We start from the raw sequence: 16,081 nt of genomic DNA on the forward strand, positions 1-16,081 counted from the left end.
CCAGAAGCGTCCGCGTGGCGCCGACCCATATAAAACGCCCGCCCCGGAATTCTGCCGGGGCGGGCGTTTGTTTCGACTAAGCCATGATTATAGAAAGATCTTAACGATGCCGATTTCCCGCTGCAGGGACAAATCCACGAAGCGGTTATCGGTTTTCACCAGCGGCCGGAAAAAATCGGCAGGATTGGTCATCACGATCGTGCCTTGTTCTCCGGTTGAGAGCAGGACGTTTTTGCCGATGAAGTTGGGAAGCATATGACGAATAAAGACTTGGGTGGCGTTGGCGCTCAATTTGCCGAAGCTCATGGTGTGCAGCTCGCGCATGACGGTAAGCAGCTCCTGCTTGGACTGGTACACGCGGTTCATGCTCATCGCGCTGAATACGTCCGCCACCGCCGTAATTCGCGAAAACGGATGGATTTCGTTTTTTTCGATGGCGTGGGGGTAACCGCTGCCATCGTCCCGTTCGTGATGCTGAAGGGCAACAAGCGCCGGGATGGAGTCCGGAGAAGAATTACGGATAATGTCATGCCCGTAAACCGTATGTTTTTTCATGATCTCGAATTCTTCCGGCGTCAGTTTGCCCGGCTTGTTCAGCAGGCTTCCGGGAATTTGGCATTTGCCGATGTCGTGAAGATAACCCGCCCGTCCCGCTTCATAGGCTTCTTCTTTGGAAAATCCGAGCCAGGATGCAATATAATAAGATAAAATGCCGACCTGCATCGAATGATGATATGTATAATCGTCGTTTTGATCAATGCACAGCATAAGGGAGACGATGTCCGTATGTTCCTTCAATTGATCGACGAGGGGCTCCATGATATCGTCTACCATCGTTTCGTTGAATCTTCCGGTAGTTAACGCTTCCAAATACATCGACTCGAATCCGTCCACGGCTTGCTCGATGAAGGGCTTTGTCTTTTGCAAGAGCTCCATCTGTTGGGAGTGGATCAGGGTGACCGCGGGCTGATGCGCTGCGGGCTCGATATCGACGTCGTCCACGGCATGCTTCATCAGCTTGCGGATGTCTTCGTCCATCAACAGCGTTCCTTTTTGCATTACGTGAAGTCCCGATGCGCTAAACGCATCCGCTGCCAGCCGGTCGCCCGGTTTTAAGTCTGTGACATGCACTTTCAAGCAATACGTCACTCCATTTCTTCAAAATTCGACATCTGTTACCTGCTATCATATCAAGAAAAAAATGGATTGACAATGCCAATATACTAGATCTAAAGCCTTGCTGTCGGGTCCCATGGACCCTGCTGATGTCCCTTCCATTCCGAACCATCGTCCCAGATTTCCTTTTTCCAGATCGGGACCGATTGCTTCAACTTTTCGATGGCATACCGGCTCGCTTCGTAGCAATCCTCCCGGTGGCTTGTCGAAATCGCGATGATTACGCTCGTTTCTTTAATGTCGACTTTGCCGATCCGGTGGGAAATGGCGCATAAGGTTCCGGGCCACCGGGTATCAATATCTTTGCCGATGGCTTCGAGCTGGGACAGCGCCATGGGGACGTAAGCTTCGTATTCCAGATGAACCGTCCGCTGCTCTCCCGTCATTTCGCGCGTCGTCCCGACGAAAGAGAGGATGGCGCCATGGTTCGGATGAAGCACTTTGCTCGTCACTTCCTCGACCGACAACGGCTGGTCCGTGATGCAAAAGCGCCCATCCTTGGATGCGGCGCGAACGGGAGATTGGCCGTCGCCGCCGGATACCGGCGGAATGAGGGCAATTTCGGAACCTTCCGTAATAAGGAAGTCCCCTGGAGCATATTCCTGATTTACGGCCACAAAAGAAACGGAGATCTGCGAGGCAGCCTCCGGAAAGGACTTGGACAACTCTATTTTCAGCTGATCCGCGGTAATTTCCGGCTGTTCGACGGCGTAATCCAGCACCCGGGTCTGCAATCGTTCCGCCAGGCCTGCGAATAATTGAATGCGAAGTTGCATGATTTTCACCTCAACCATTGATGTTCATGTCTATCCAATATACCATATCCATATTGAAAATGTTATGCTTATCCATTAGAGACCCGCTGATGTCGGCGACTTTTGCACCTGCGCGAGAAAGGAAGGACTTTAGCTTATGAAGCGCAACGAACCTAAAACGATAACGATTCTGCACACGAACGATATCCACAGTCATTTCGAGAAGGTCAGCTCCATCGCGGCGCATATTGCCCGGCAGCGCGAAGAGGCCCAAGGAAGCCCTTTGCTGCTGGTGGACATCGGGGACCATATGGACCGCTCGGCGATGGAAACCGAAGGAACGATGGGCGGGGTGAACGTCGATCTGCTCAATTTGACCGGGTACGACGCCATTACGATCGGAAACAACGAAGGTTTGACGCTGACGCCGGAAGACTTGGCACGGGTATATTCGGGACTGCAGGCCGATGTGGTCTGCTGCAATTTGCTGGAAGAAACGACAGGCGAGCCGCCGTCATGGATGAAAAAGCACGTCGTCCTCGAAAAAGGGGGCGTTAAAATCGGCCTTACGGGAGCGACGGCGCCGTTTTCAGCCTTTTACGAACTGCTTGGCTTCCAAGCGCTTGAGCCGGAAGCGGCGATCAGGCGGGAAGTCGAGCTGCTCCGGCCCCAATCGGACATCGTCGTCGTGTTGTCCCATCTTGGGCTGGCAACGGATCAGCGGCTGGCGGAGCGGATTCAAGGGATCGACGCGATCCTTGGCGGGCACACGCATCATCTGCTGGAGAAACCGCTGGTGATTGGCAACACGGCCATATGCGGGGCAGGGAAGTTCGGGGACTATATCGGCAAAATCCGCTTGGAGCAGCAGCCTGACGGTGCTTTCCGTATGGCGGAAGGATGCGTCATTCCCGTCGATACCGATGCATTGGACGAAACCGTCAGCAGCGCGCTGAACCGGCATCGGCTGCGGGCCGAGGAATACCTGCAGGAAACCGTCGCCGTTACCGATCGGGAGCTGCCGCTTGACTATACGTCGGAGTCCCCGTTCGGGAACTTGCTGGCACAGGCCGTGCGCAGATTTGCCGGTACCGGCATTTCCATTGTCAACACGGGCCAGCTGCTCGGTCCGCTGCCGGAGGGAGAAATATCCGCCGGAATGCTTCATACGCTGTGTCCGTCCCCGGTCAATGCGTGCATCGTCAAGCTGAAAGGGAAGGACATTCGGAAGGCGCTGGAAGAAAGCCTGCTGCCCGATTTTTGGGGCAGGGAGATCAAGGGCTTCGGCTTCCGGGGGGAGATTTTGGGAAATGTGGCGGTAGATGGTCTGGAAGTCTTGTATGATCCGGTCCGAATCCCTTATGATAGGATTGTCGAAATTACGCATATGGGGGAGAAACTGCTGGACGAGCAGGAATACGAGGTCGGAACGCTTGACATGTTCACGTTCGGCATCGGCTACGAATCGCTTGCATTAGGGAGCGACCCGCAATTTTTGCTGCCCGAATTTCTTCGGGATCTGCTGCGCTTCGAGCTGGTCCGTCCGGGAAGCCTTGCGGAAAGCGAAAGACGCAGATGGGCACAGCGCCATTAAAATTTCCTTGGGGAGGAAACCATGGATACAATAACGGCAATCGTACTGGGAATTGTGGAAGGCATTACGGAATTCATTCCCGTTTCTTCGACCGGTCATATGATTCTCGCTTCGAAGCTGCTCGGCTACAACGATCAGGATCCTACGATGAAAACGTTCGAGGTCGTGATCCAGCTGGGGGCGATTCTGGCCATCGCGCTCGTATACTGGCGCCGGATCCTCGACCTGCTGGGGATTAAGAAAATCGATTCCGGCGGCCACCGCATGGCTCCAGGGAAAAAGCTGAACCTGCTGCATGTCATCATCGGCATCGCTCCCGCGCTGATCGTCGCGTTTTTTGCGAGGGATTTCATCAAAAGCCTGTTCAGCGCAAGCACGGTCATTTGGGCGCTCGTGGCGGGCGGCGTGTTCATGATTTTTGCGGAATGGTTCAATAAGTCCAAGGCGAAGATCACGGCCGAAACGATCGATGACCTCAGTTACAAGCAGGTGTTTTTGATCGGCATTTATCAAATTTTATCCGTGCTTTGGCCGGGCTTTTCGCGTTCGGGTTCGACGATCGCCGGCGGCATGCTGTCCGGTGCCAGTTATAAAGCGTCCGCCGATTTTTCGTTTCTGATCGCGATCCCGATCATGGTTGCGGCGTCGGGGTACGAAATGCTGGACTCCTATCAAAATTTGACCAAAGATACGCTTGGCTTGTTTGCGATCGGCTTCATTCTTGCTTTTGTCGTTGCGTATGTCGTGGTGCTTGCATTCATGAAATTGATCCAGAAAATCCGGCTGACCCATTTTGCGGTGTACCGGTTTGTTTTGGCGGTTGTTTTTTGGCTATTCATTATGCGCTGATTCGTAAGTTTGCCCCGGCCAAAAGATGGGCTTTCCTGAAAAACGGGATCAGTGTTCATGGTTTGAGACTTTTTACGGATAACGGCATGACGGAACCGCGGAATCCGTGAATTAGGGCAGGAGAGGATATGCTTTGCGTTTGGTACCCGTTCGTAAGCTTCAGGAAGGTATGAGGATCGGCAAAAAGATATATAACGACGAAGGCGTCGTCCTTTTGGCGGACGGCGTGGAACTGACGGTTCCGCTGATCCGCCGGCTCGTGGAATTGGATATCGGTTATGTTTACATAGAAGACGAACAGACAGAGGGAATCGTAATACCGGAATTGCTTCATGAGGATACGCGCCGCGAGGCGCTGCAAAATATCCGGAAAAACTTTCAACGTTTGTCCGGAACTTCGAAAATCGCCAAAGGTTATTTTCATCTCGGCAAAGATTTCACCAGGGTGATGGAAGCGATATTGAAGGATGTCAGCCGGCAGGAGGATTCCATGATCTTGCTCATGGACATGAATACCGCGGATCATTATTTGTATAAGCATTCATTGAACGTCTGCGTCTATTCGCTGGTGCTGGGGATCGCAAGCGGCTATCCGGAGGACCGGCTGATGCAGCTCGGCCTCGGGGCGCTGCTCCACGACATCGGCAAAACGCAAATTCCGCAGCGGGTGCTGTCCAAGCCCCAAAAGCTGACGGATGACGAATTCCGGGTGATGAAGGCCCATGCCGAGATCGGATACAAAATTTTAAAAGACGAGCCTAACATCCCGCTTTTGGCGGCCCATTGCGCTTTTCAGCATCATGAACGGCTGAACGGAAGCGGCTACCCGCGCGGAGTCCAGGGGAAAGAAATCCATGAGTACGCCCAGTGGGTGACGCTTGCCGATTCCTACGACGCCATGACTTCGCATCGTGTGTACAGACCCGCTATGCTGCCTCATCAGGCCGTAGAGGTTCTGTACGCAGGATCGGGGACGTTATACGATCAAAAAAAGCTGGAGCTGTTCCGGGACAAGGTGGCGATTTACCCGCCGGGATTAACGGTCAAATTAAACACGGGCGAAACCGGCGTCGTCTCCCGCATCCATTCAAGCACCCCGCATCGCCCGGTGATCCGCATACTCTCGGATGCGGAGGGGCGTAACCTGAAGGCGCCTTACGAAATAGACCTTGCGCGAAAGCTTTCCGTCATCCTCACGGAGGTGGACGACGCCGACGTACAGCCGATTTCTTTTCAGCATTAAGGAGGAAGATCCATGAAGGAGCGACAGTATAAAGCGCCAAAACGGCAGTGGGGGAGCATCATCTACCGCTGCCGTTGGGCGGTCGCGATCGCGTGGGTCTTTTTTATCGTTGTTCTCGGCACATTCGCCGTCAGGACCCCGTCGCTGCTGCAGGACAGCGGATTTACGCCGACCGGCAGCCAATCCGAGCGCGGAATCGCTTTTCTTGAAGAGAACCTGGATATGTCCGCCGCTTCGCTCGACATCGTGCTGCAAAGCACGGAGGGCAAAAATTTGACCGCCTCGGAGGCGCAGGACCGGATTTGGGAGGAACTCGCTCCGCTTAGGGACAAACCGTTCGTCCAGGATATGTACGCCAGCATGGTGACGCGGAAAGCCGGGGAAGACGGCATAATCTCTTATACGGTATTGCTGAACGAAACGGCAAGCGAAGCGCTCAAGCATTTTGACGAGATTAAAGCGGCCGTGCCGGAGATCGCCGGAACCGAAACGTATATCACCGGCAATCTGGCGGTTTATCACGATATGAGCGCGGCCGTAAGGCACGATATCGTCCGGGCGGAGTCGTTCGGGATTCCGGCGGCGCTTGTTATTTTGCTGCTCCTGTTCCGGACCCTTCCCGCCGCGCTGCTGCCGGTCGTGATCGGCGTCGGGAGCGTTGCGGCGACGATGGGCGGCTTGTATTTCGTGGCGGCAAACGGCGCCGCGCTGAGCAATTTTCTGCCGAATATGGTGACGATGCTGGGCCTTGCGGTGGGGATCGACTACGCTTTGTTCATGGTGAGCCGCTTCCGCGAGGAGCTTGCGGAAAAGGACGTCCCCGGCGCGCTTGCGGCTGCATGCCGCACGTCAGGAAGATCGGTGCTTTATTCGGGTGCGGCCGTCATGGCCGGGCTCCTTGCGCTGTGTCTGGTCGATCTCCCCATTTTCCGTTCGCTGGCGCTCGGCGGGATGCTGGTCGTGCTGGTGTCGGTGCTTGCCGCAAGCACCTTGCTGCCTGCGCTGCTCGGCATATTGGGACGGCGGATCTTTTCGCTGCCGATCAAGCTTGGCCGAAGTCATGCCGATGGTGCCGGTTACGGCAGCAAGGCGTGGGTGCGGCTTTCGGAATGGATCATGTCGCGCCCGGGCATCATCGCGGCCGTCGTTACCTTAGCGCTGCTCATCGCCATGCTGCCTTCCTTGCAAATGAAGCTGGGCATCCCGTCGGCCGAGGTGCTGCCGCCGTCCTATGAATCCAGATACGGAGCCGAACTGATGAAAAAGGCTTACGACATGAAAGAAGCCAACAGCATCATGATTGCGGCGGAGCTGGACCGGCATTACGAAGATTCACGATCCGTCCGTCTGGTGAAATCATATATGACCATGCTTGAAGAACTTCCGGGCGTTCACCGCGTCGAAAGCTACGCGGGTTATATCAAAGGGGAGGCAAGCGGCGTCAGCCCGGAACTGAAATCCGAGATCGAAAAACGCCATGCCGCCAAAGGACGTGCGGCCGTCATCGTCGTCGTGCCGGAGGAGGGGGAAAGCTCCCCGAATACCGTCAGGCTGGTGCGGGAAATCCGGCAGCATCCGCCGGAAGGCATGTCTATTTACGTGACGGGTTCCCCGGCCTACAAGCTTGATATCATGGATCGGATCCAAAGCGGGATACCTTACGTGCTTGCCGTCGTCCTGCTGCTCACTTATATCATTTTGTTTGCGGCCTTCCGCTCGGTCCTGCTCCCGCTCAAGGCGGTGGCGATGAATTTGCTCAGCCTCGGCGCCAGCTTCGGCCTGGTCACCCTCGTGTTTCAGCTCGGGTACGGCGCGGAATGGCTGAACGTCACGTATACGGGAAGCGTGTTCGCCGTTTTGCCGATTCTCATTTTTTGCGTGGTTTTCGGCATTTCCATGGATTACGAGGTCATGATGCTGTCACGGATTGTCGAAGCCTACAAAATGGAGCGGAATAACGAGCGCAGCACCGCCATAGGATTGCAGAGAACCGGGGGGATGATCACCGGAGCGGCACTCATTCTGGCCGTCGTGGCCGGCGCGTTCATGTTTACCGATAACGAGCTGATGAAAGCGCTCGGGCTTGGCCTGACGGCTTCCGTGCTGATCGACGTCACGGTCGTGCGCATCCTGCTCGTGCCGTCCTTGATGAAGCTTCTCGGCAAAGCCAACTGGTGGCTTCCGGGGTGGCTATCGTTTCTGGCCAAAAAGGGCGAGGGGGAAGCGCCCGGCGAAAACGCGCGGCCGTAACGCGGGGCTTAGGCGGGAGAGTTTTTTGTCGCTTCATGGTATGATATAAGGGACTAGGCTTTAGGATTTGCAAAATCCTCGGTTAAATAAAGAAATAAGGTGAGGAAAAAATGAATACGATACAACTGTCGCCAAGCTATGATCCGTGGGATCCGATCGGCTCCCTGCGGGCATACGGACGTCACGTGCTGACGAGCGTGGAAATGACAGTCACGCATTTGTGCAACATGCGCTGCGAGCATTGCGCCGTAGGGGATATGCTCGTCATGAAGGAGGCCGAATTTCTGCCGCTTGATCTGATGCTGAAAAGGCTCGATGAAGTCGAGCATCTGCAAACGATCAGCTTGACCGGCGGCGAGCCGTCCTTCCGCGAAAAAACGGTGAACGAAGTGATCGTTCCCCTGCTCCGCTACGCCAAAGAACGCGGCATCCGGACGCAGATCAACTCGAATTTGACGCTCGATATCAGCCGGTACGAAAAAATGCTTCCGTACCTGGATGTCATGCATATTTCGTTCAACTATTTGAACGGCGACGATTTTCACGAGGTTGGCTTCGCGAACAGCAGCCATCCCGTTCCGAAGGAAACGGCCTACCGCATGTACGACAAGATGATCGAAAACGCCGTCAAATTAAGCGAAGCGGGGATGTTTATCTCCGCCGAATCGATGATTAATTATCGCACGCATACAAAACTGGCTGGAATTCACAAACTAATCGAGGAAATGGGCTGCAAACGCCATGAGGTCCATCCGATGTATGCGTCCAACTTCGCGAGCTCGCTGCCGGTGTTATCGCTCGAGGAAACGCGGAAGGCCATCCATTCCTTGCTTGATGCCCGCAATCCGGACATCTGGATGCTGTTCGGGACGCTTCCGTTTTTTGCTTGCAGCGACGATCCCGAGGAGCTTGCGTTGATCCGCCGCTTGGCATCCGAACCGAACGTGACGGTCCGCAACGACCCGGACGGACGTAACCGCGTCAACGTCAACCTGTTTTCGGGCGACGTTTATGTCACCGACTTTTCGGACGTCCCGCCTTTCGGCAACATCATGGACAGCCGGCTCGACGATGTTTTTGCCAAATGGCAAAACGATCACCCGCTGAACAAAACCGTAAACTGCCACTGCGACGCGGCAGGCTGCTGCGGACCGAATCTGCTGGTGAAGGATATGTATTACAAGGAAACCGATTTTAGCATAAGGCAAGCTAACATCATTTAAGAAATGAGGCGTTTGATTTGGACGGGGAGTTTGAAATAGGCAAGCTATTATTCAACCTTTTCCTGGTTTTGCTGCTTGTATTCTTTAACGGGGTGTTTGTCGCCGCGGAGTTTTCGCTGGTTAAAATGCGCCAGTCCCGGCTTACGCAGCTGGTGAGCGAAGGCAACCGCATGGCGAATTATGCTTTGAAAGTAAACAATAAGCTGGATGCCTATTTGTCGGCTACGCAGTTCGGCATTACGCTGGCATCGCTGGGACTCGGCTGGATCGGCGAACCCGCCGTCTCGCACCTCTTGGTGCAGCCGCTCATGTACAAGATCGGAATCACGGACAAAACGGTCATTTCTTCCGTGTCGGTGATCCTCGGATTCTGCGTCATTACTTTTCTACATATCGTTCTCGGGGAGCTTGCTCCAAAGTCCCTGGCGATTCAGAAAACGGAAGGGGCGGCTTTGCTGCTGTCCGGTCCGCTGATGTTGTTCTATAAAATATTTTTTCCATTCATCTGGCTGTTGAACGCTTCGGCAAACGTCATTTTGCGCATGTTCGGGGTACAGCCGGCGACGGAATCGGAAGCTGCGCATTCCGAAGAGGAAATCCGCATATTAATGAATCAGAGCGCCAAAAGCGGTGTGATCGATAAGGACGAGATGAAGCTGATGGACAACATCTTTGAATTTTCCGATCTGCTGGCGCGCGAGATCATGCTGCCCCGTACGGACATGGATTGCCTGTACACGAACAATACGCTGGAAGAAAACCTGCGAATCATCAGCGAAACCAAACATTCGCGTTATCCCGTTGCCGTGGAGGACAAGGACCAGATCATCGGCTTTGTCCATATCACCGATTTCCTGCTGGCGGATGAAGAGCACCAGAAGGAGCTGGCGAAGCTGGTGCGGCCGATTTTGAACGTGCCGGAATCGATGGAAATCAGCCATGTCCTCCGGCTGATGCAGAAAAAACACGCTCAGCTGACGCTGGTCGTGGACGAGTATGGCGGCACGGCGGGCATGCTTACGGCGGAAGAGATTTTGGAAGAAATCGTGGGCGAACTTTACGACGAGTTCGAGGACGAGCGTCCTGACGTGGAAATTCAGGAGGATTTCATTTCTGTGGACGGGCGTATGCTGATCGAAGACGTGAATGATCTGACGGGCGTCATTATCGAAGATGACGAAGTCGATTCCATCGGCGGCTGGCTGTTCAAGGAGCTGGAAGGAAATCCGGTGAAAGGCAGAAAGGTTCAGCTGGCCAACTACGTTTTCGAAGTCGAAGAATCGACGAGGCTCCGGATCACAAGGGTCAACATCCACCGCGTTGCCGCCGCCGAACCGAACAGGGAAGAAACGGAGGCGGAAAACGGGGATTAAGGGGGGAGCTTGTGTCAGGGAAACAGCTGCTTCTCATCGGAATCGGACTGGCCCTGCTGTACGTCATGTTTACGGCAGGGGCCCCGTTTCTGCTGGCTGCACTGGTCGCCATTTCGCTTGAGCCCGTTCATGCCATGCTGATGGGCAAACTGAAATGGAACCGGGTGGCGGCCGCTTCCCTCACATGTACTCTGTTTTTGCTTCTAGTTCTGCTCCTGGTGTACATGCTGGGGCTGCAGGTATTGGGTCAACTGGTAGAGTATTGGGAAAACGCGCCATCGTATTTTGCGGCAGCGAACGACTTTGCGCAGCATACGATGATCCAGGCCCGGGGGTGGCTCGACAATATCCGGCCCGACTTGGCCGAGAGCTTGAGGGCGCTGCTTTCCAATCTCACGCAGTATGCGGAATCCTTTGCGAATACGCTGTCGTCGGCCTTTCTCAATTTCGCCAGGGGGATTCCCGGCACGTTCGTGTTTTTTGTCGTCTTTTTTGTCGCGGTGTATTTATTCAGCTTTGGTCTGCCGGCGATCCGCTCCGGCATTCTTTCCTTGTTTGAGGATGAGATGCAGGGGCAGATTCAGCAGGTGCTTCACAGCCTGAAAATGTCGATTTTCGGTTTTTTGCAGGCTCAGATGATTCTGAGCGCTTTTACGTATGTGGTGACGTTGACGGGACTGCTTATCCTCGACATCCGTTATCCGCTTGCGATTGCGCTGCTTGTCATGCTGGTCGACATTTTGCCGATTCTCGGCGTTGGTTCCGTTTTGATTCCGTGGGCCGCCTATTTGTTTATCGTCGGCGATAACTATACGGGCTTCGGGCTGTTGCTGCTGTTTATCGTCATTACGGTGGCCAGGCGGGTCATCGAGCCGAAGATCATCGGCGACTCCGTCGGCATCGGCGCTTTATCGGCGCTGGTCAGCATGTATGTCGGCTTTAAACTGGTCGGCGTCATCGGCGTGTTTATCGGACCGCTGGTGGTCATCATCTATTCGGCCGTACGCAAAGCGGGTTTGTTTCAGATCAAAATCAAATTTTAAAGCGGGCCTTCCAAGGACTCCCCGGACAAGTTTCGGCTTGTTTCGAGGGAGTTTTTTGGTTGTTTTCGATAAATTTTGTTCAGTTTCCGCGAAACCCTCATATGTATGTTACGAAGAGCCCAACGAGGAGTCCTAGACTCGTCCGGCTTAATACGAACCAGAAGGAGGCTCCGTTCGTGAACGATCCTTTGAACAACCAGATCCGAGTCTACAAGCCCTTTATCGGACCGTTTGATCCTTGCCCGCCTTTGCCTTACAGGACATACGTCGTACCGCCGAACCAATATATCGTCTTCCAGCCGAGGGATTGGCCCCAATACAGTTTGCAGGAAGCCCTGACGCGGGGGACGCTTTGGCCCAATCTGTTCAGTCCGTACAATCCCAAGCGGAATTCGCAGGAAGGAGGAGCTTGATGTCTGAACAAGGAATCCCGCGGAATTCGGGTCCGGCGAACGGGCCTGGCCATGTCGGCCCGGCCCATGTGCACCACGAAAACGCCGGTCCTGCCCACCATGAGCATGAAAACATAGGTCCTGCCCATCACGCCCATGAAAACGTCGGTCCCGCCCATCATCACATGCATGAAAACGTCGGTCCGGCCGGCATGAAGCCGGAAACCAAAGGGACGGTGGATCGCCAGTATTACGAGCTTTTGGAACAGCTTCAGGTGATCGATTTCGCCCTGGTCGAGCTGAACCTGTATCTGGATACCCATCCGGACGATTTGAAACGCATCGAGCAGTACAACCGGCTGGCGCAGGAACGCATCCCGCTGGTAAGAAAGTTTCAGGAGCTGTACGGCCCGCTGATGCATTTCGGCCACGCCTATTCCAAATTCCCTTTCGAATGGCCGGAAGCGCCGTGGCCTTGGCAGGTGTAAAGGGAGGACTTTAGCTTTGGCAACCTGAAAAAACACCGGAGAAAAAGCCGCAAATCTGCGGAATATTTAAAGGAGGCGGTCCACACCCATGTGGGTATACGAGAAGAAGCTGCAGTATCCGGTTCGGGTGAGCAAATGCGATCCGATGATGGCCAAATTCCTGCTGGAGCAATACGGCGGCGCGGACGGCGAATTGGCTGCCGCCCTGCGTTATTTGAACCAGCGGTATACGATTCCCGATAAGGTCATCGGCTTGTTGAACGATATCGGCACGGAAGAATTCGCGCACCTGGAAATGATCGCCACCATGGTGTACAAATTGACGAAGGATGCTACCGTCGAACAACTAAAAGCAGCCGGCTTGGGCGACCACTATGCCAATCACGATAAGGCCCTGTTCTACCAAAACGCGGCAGGGGTGCCGTGGACGGCGACCTACATTCAGGCTAAGGGAGATCCGATCGCGGACCTGTACGAGGACATCGCGGCCGAGGAAAAGGCCCGGGCTACATACCAGTGGCTGATCGACATGACCGATGACGTCGATTTGCAGGACAGCCTGAAGTTTTTGCGCGAACGGGAAATCGTGCATTCGCTGCGTTTCCGCGAGGCGGTGGAGATCATTAAGGACGACCGCGGGAAAAAGAAATACTTTTAATTTCCGAATGTTGCCCCGTAAGAAGGATGCCTGCAGCAGCGTCCTCCTATGGGGCATTCGTTTTTTTGCGTGACCGATACATAAGGGGGACGGCAGCGCCAATATAACGAAGAGATGGAACCATCGCGATGGGGGGATCGTATTATAAGTACTTTCAACGAAACGAGGTCACGCCATGCGATATTTATTATGTTTTCTTCCGCCGCTGGCAGTTCTTAGCTGCGGTAAGCTCGGACAATTCATTCTGAGCATCATACTCACCTGCATCGGTTATGTTCCGGGCGTCATTCATGCCATTTTGGTGGTGAACGCGTACAAAGCGGATCAGCGGACGGAAAAAATCGTCCGGGCCATAGAAAATCAACATCGGTAGGGAAAAAAACGACACGACGCCATGCACAACAAAATAGGGGGATACACGGCCTTGGTCCAATGGAATACGGAATCGGGGCCGTTTTTTTTTTATTTTCTTACCGGGCCGGGCTGTCTGTGGGATGAGAGGTTCAATGCTGCTGTTTGCTGCAGCAAGGAGCTAGTTTTCGCTCTTCGATAAACGCGTCAAATATTGGCTGACGGTATCCTCCGGGGCTTTTTCATAAACAAAATCGTCGTACTTAGGGAAAAGGCCGGTTTGGATCAAGTCGTCATCCCCCACGACCACGATTTGTTTGTTTAATTGCATGGCGAGTCCCAATTCAATGTAGGCATAGGGATCCCAGACCTGTGAAACGACAACGCGATCGGCTTTTTCGATATTGGCCCGGGCCTCCAGAAAGTTAGCATCGGAAGTCGTGGTGATGGGGATAAAACGATCGTTTTGAGGCCGGATTTGAATTTGCCGCGCGTATGCGTTGTTTTTTGCCATCATGGCCTATCCACGAATTCCCAGTCGCTAAATTTTTAGAAGAAGGAGTGCAAAATGAGAACAATCCTATTAAAATACAATATACTCAATCTAGCAGCTAGACTGGGACTTACGTTTAGGAAGTGATGGTTTGTGCTGGACGGCAGATCGATCGAATCTGTGATCAAAAGCGCCCAAGAAGGAAACCGGTCGGAACGCGATTGGATCATCGAACAATATCGTCCCTTCATTTTGCGGACCGTCTCCCAAGTATGCAAAAGCCCGATCGGGTGGGAGCGCGACGAAGCAAGCATCGGGATGATCGCGTTAAACGAGGCCATCGACCGGTACGACAGCGGCATGAAAAAATCCTTCGACAATTTTGCTTATATGATGATCCATAACCGCCTTGTGGACGAGTTCCGGAGACAAGGGAGAATTTTAAAATCGGAAAGCGTCATTCTGAACGAGCCGGGGGACCTGTTCGACCAGACCCCGAGCGAAATCGCCAGTTCTCTCGAACGTTACGACAGGGAGCAATCGGCCAGCGAGCTGGCTATGGAGCTGCTTGCATACGACGAGGCCCTGCAGGAATACGGCGTGTCGCTGGAGGAGCTGGAGGATTGTTCCCCGAAGCATAGAGATACGCGGAAGCAGATGATCCAAATCGCCAAGCGGTTCAGCGAACAGCCGGAATGGCTTGATGTGCTGAAGCAGACCAAAAGGCTGCCGATCAAAAATATGCTGAAAATGTTTAAAGTGGGTCACAAAACGCTGGAGCGGAATCGTAAATATATCATAGCGCTTGTTTTGATCTACGCATGTCCGGAATTCGAACGGATACGCAGCACCGTTTCTTTTGCAAACATGGAGGAGTGATGATGATGCATGGAGTCGTAATGAAAATAACCGAGAAGTGTATCGTCGTTCTCTGCGAGGATGGAACCTTCCGAAACCTGCCGCATATGCCCGATATGCCTCAGCTGGGGGATCGGATTCCGGTGGAAACCCCGGCCAGATCCGCACCCGCGCGAAAGCGTCATGACGGCCGCTGGCTGAGGCAAGCCTGGTGGCTTGCGGCTTCCATCGTGCTGTTGATCGGCGCCGTATTTTTATGGAAACCCTCTACGGGCAACGCATCCACGATGGTTGCGATCGACATCAATCCGAGCATGGAATTGTACGTCCGGCAGGACGGAAGGATCGACCGGGTCAAGCCGCTGAACGATGATGCCAAAAAGCTATTATCCGAACGGGAGCTCAAAGGGCAAAATTTTTACGATGCCGTTCATGCCATCGTCGATGAGGCGGCGAAACAGGGGTTTTTGAACGCCGGCGAGGGAAAAAGGTGGATCCTGCTGTCGACGGTGGAACTCCGCTCCGCTCCGTTTGTGCCGGACAAGCAAAAGGTGGAGACGTCGGAAAACGGATATGACCTCGAATGGTTCGAGGCGGATCGGGAACTGATGGACAAAGCCCAAAAAGCGAAGTTGTCGCTCAATAAGTATATCGTTTACGAAAAAGCGGGGGAAAAGGGCATCCGGCTGAACATCGATGACCTGCGTTCCCGTTCCGTCGCCGCGGCCCTTGCCGGTGCAGGGGTGGACCCGCAGCGCTTTTTTGACGGAGCGGGAAGCCATGCCGAAACCGTGCAGCCGTCCGCTCCCGCGAATGCGGCTCCTGAGGGAAGCAAGGGAGGGCAGGCCGGTACCGGAAAAGGAAATGAAGTCAAACAGCCGCAGCAGACGCAAAAGCATTCCCTGCAAAGCAAAGATTATCCTGCCGACAGCGCGGAGCAAAAAGACGGCGCGGCTCGAAAGGCGGATGCAGGCAATTCTGCCAAAAGCCGGCGGGAGGATCCGGTTAAAGGCAGCAGCGGTTCGAGCCCTAAAGAAACTCCGCAATCCGGCGAAAGCAAAACGATGCCGCGCGATGAGAAAAAAGCGGATGGCAATCCGGCCAAGGAAAACGCCCAAGGGAAAAGCGGCGAACAGGCGAAAGGCGGCGCTCAAGCCAAAAACGGCAAACCCGCCAAGGAGGAGCCGCCGGCCGACCGCGGCGTACAGCCCAATAGCGGCAAATCGGCGGCGAACGCGCCGGAGATCGCGCCAGAAGAACACAGCGGGAAAAACGGTCCGAAAAATAAATGATTCATTTTTTTGAAAAGACCCCCTCAAAACGATGGGACGCGAC

General features: G+C 54.2%; 16 protein-coding genes. 13 read left to right on the forward strand and 3 right to left on the reverse strand.

Features of this window, described 5'->3' with window-relative positions; genetic code table 11:
* Positions 1-87 precede the first annotated feature (87 nt).
* On the reverse strand, positions 88-1,137 hold the full coding sequence (locus NYE48_RS06785) for an HD-GYP domain-containing protein (protein ID WP_340997638.1): 1,050 nt from the start codon (positions 1,135-1,137) through the stop codon (positions 88-90).
* A 92-nt stretch (positions 1,138-1,229) separates the two neighbouring features.
* Positions 1,230-1,952 (reverse strand): molybdenum cofactor biosynthesis protein MoaE, encoded by a 723-nt coding sequence (locus NYE48_RS06790; RefSeq protein WP_340997639.1) that lies wholly within the window; start codon positions 1,950-1,952, stop codon positions 1,230-1,232.
* A 136-nt stretch (positions 1,953-2,088) separates the two neighbouring features.
* Here NYE48_RS06790 and NYE48_RS06795 point away from each other — a divergent pair, with 136 nt between their 5' ends.
* The 11 genes from NYE48_RS06795 to NYE48_RS06845 all read left to right on the forward strand — a co-directional run bounded on the left by NYE48_RS06795 (position 2,089) and on the right by NYE48_RS06845 (position 13,417).
* On the forward strand, positions 2,089-3,525 hold the full coding sequence (locus NYE48_RS06795) for a bifunctional metallophosphatase/5'-nucleotidase (RefSeq protein WP_340997641.1): 1,437 nt from the start codon (positions 2,089-2,091) through the stop codon (positions 3,523-3,525).
* A gap of 21 nt (positions 3,526-3,546) precedes the next feature.
* Positions 3,547-4,374, forward strand: a complete 828-nt coding sequence (locus NYE48_RS06800) for an undecaprenyl-diphosphate phosphatase (protein ID WP_339321845.1) — start codon at positions 3,547-3,549, stop codon at positions 4,372-4,374.
* 133 nt (positions 4,375-4,507) lie between these two features.
* Complete coding sequence (locus tag NYE48_RS06805) at positions 4,508-5,617, forward strand: HD-GYP domain-containing protein (RefSeq protein WP_340997643.1); 1,110 nt, start codon at positions 4,508-4,510, stop codon at positions 5,615-5,617.
* Between the two features lie 12 nt (positions 5,618-5,629).
* Complete coding sequence (locus NYE48_RS06810) at positions 5,630-7,867, forward strand: MMPL family transporter (RefSeq protein ID WP_340997645.1); 2,238 nt, start codon at positions 5,630-5,632, stop codon at positions 7,865-7,867.
* 110 nt (positions 7,868-7,977) lie between these two features.
* Positions 7,978-9,090 carry a radical SAM/CxCxxxxC motif protein YfkAB gene (gene yfkAB, locus NYE48_RS06815; protein WP_036711871.1) on the forward strand — a complete coding sequence of 371 codons (1,113 nt, stop codon included), beginning with the start codon at positions 7,978-7,980 and terminating at the stop codon, positions 9,088-9,090.
* 17 nt (positions 9,091-9,107) lie between these two features.
* Positions 9,108-10,463, forward strand: a complete 1,356-nt coding sequence (locus NYE48_RS06820; protein WP_036711874.1) for a hemolysin family protein — start codon at positions 9,108-9,110, stop codon at positions 10,461-10,463.
* Positions 10,464-10,474: 11 nt separating this feature from the next.
* Complete coding sequence (gene ytvI / locus NYE48_RS06825; protein WP_340997647.1) at positions 10,475-11,506, forward strand: sporulation integral membrane protein YtvI; 1,032 nt, start codon at positions 10,475-10,477, stop codon at positions 11,504-11,506.
* A 176-nt stretch (positions 11,507-11,682) separates the two neighbouring features.
* On the forward strand, positions 11,683-11,919 hold the full coding sequence (locus tag NYE48_RS06830; RefSeq protein ID WP_246536923.1) for a spore coat associated protein CotJA: 237 nt from the start codon (positions 11,683-11,685) through the stop codon (positions 11,917-11,919).
* Positions 11,919-12,386: a spore coat protein CotJB gene (locus NYE48_RS06835; protein WP_340997649.1), complete on the forward strand. Its 468-nt coding sequence runs from the start codon at positions 11,919-11,921 to the stop codon at positions 12,384-12,386. Before NYE48_RS06830 ends, NYE48_RS06835 begins: the two co-directional genes overlap by 1 nt.
* A gap of 88 nt (positions 12,387-12,474) precedes the next feature.
* A complete protein-coding gene (locus NYE48_RS06840) occupies positions 12,475-13,044 on the forward strand; it encodes a manganese catalase family protein (RefSeq protein ID WP_036711877.1) in 570 nt (189 codons plus the stop codon).
* A 175-nt stretch (positions 13,045-13,219) separates the two neighbouring features.
* Positions 13,220-13,417 (forward strand): YqaE/Pmp3 family membrane protein, encoded by a 198-nt coding sequence (locus tag NYE48_RS06845; RefSeq protein WP_036711879.1) that lies wholly within the window; start codon positions 13,220-13,222, stop codon positions 13,415-13,417.
* Positions 13,418-13,576: 159 nt separating this feature from the next.
* Here NYE48_RS06845 and NYE48_RS06850 read toward each other — a convergent pair whose 3' ends face one another.
* Positions 13,577-13,909, reverse strand: a complete 333-nt coding sequence (locus NYE48_RS06850) for a hypothetical protein (RefSeq protein WP_340997653.1) — start codon at positions 13,907-13,909, stop codon at positions 13,577-13,579.
* 132 nt (positions 13,910-14,041) lie between these two features.
* On the opposite strand from NYE48_RS06850, the gene sigI reads away from it, so the two are divergent.
* Together sigI and NYE48_RS06860 are read left to right on the forward strand one after the other, a co-directional pair.
* Positions 14,042-14,767, forward strand: coding sequence for an RNA polymerase sigma-I factor (sigI, locus tag NYE48_RS06855; RefSeq protein ID WP_212950434.1), 726 nt, complete (start codon positions 14,042-14,044; stop codon positions 14,765-14,767).
* Complete coding sequence (locus NYE48_RS06860; protein WP_340997655.1) at positions 14,767-16,038, forward strand: anti-sigma-I factor RsgI family protein; 1,272 nt, start codon at positions 14,767-14,769, stop codon at positions 16,036-16,038. The genes sigI and NYE48_RS06860 overlap by 1 nt, the downstream gene beginning before the upstream one ends.
* Positions 16,039-16,081: the final 43 nt, after the last annotated feature.

Origin of the sequence: Paenibacillus sp. FSL M7-1455 (assembly GCF_038004655.1) — a bacterium.
In the GTDB taxonomy this organism is placed as follows: Bacteria; Bacillota; Bacilli; order Paenibacillales; family Paenibacillaceae; genus Paenibacillus_AQ; species Paenibacillus_AQ cookii.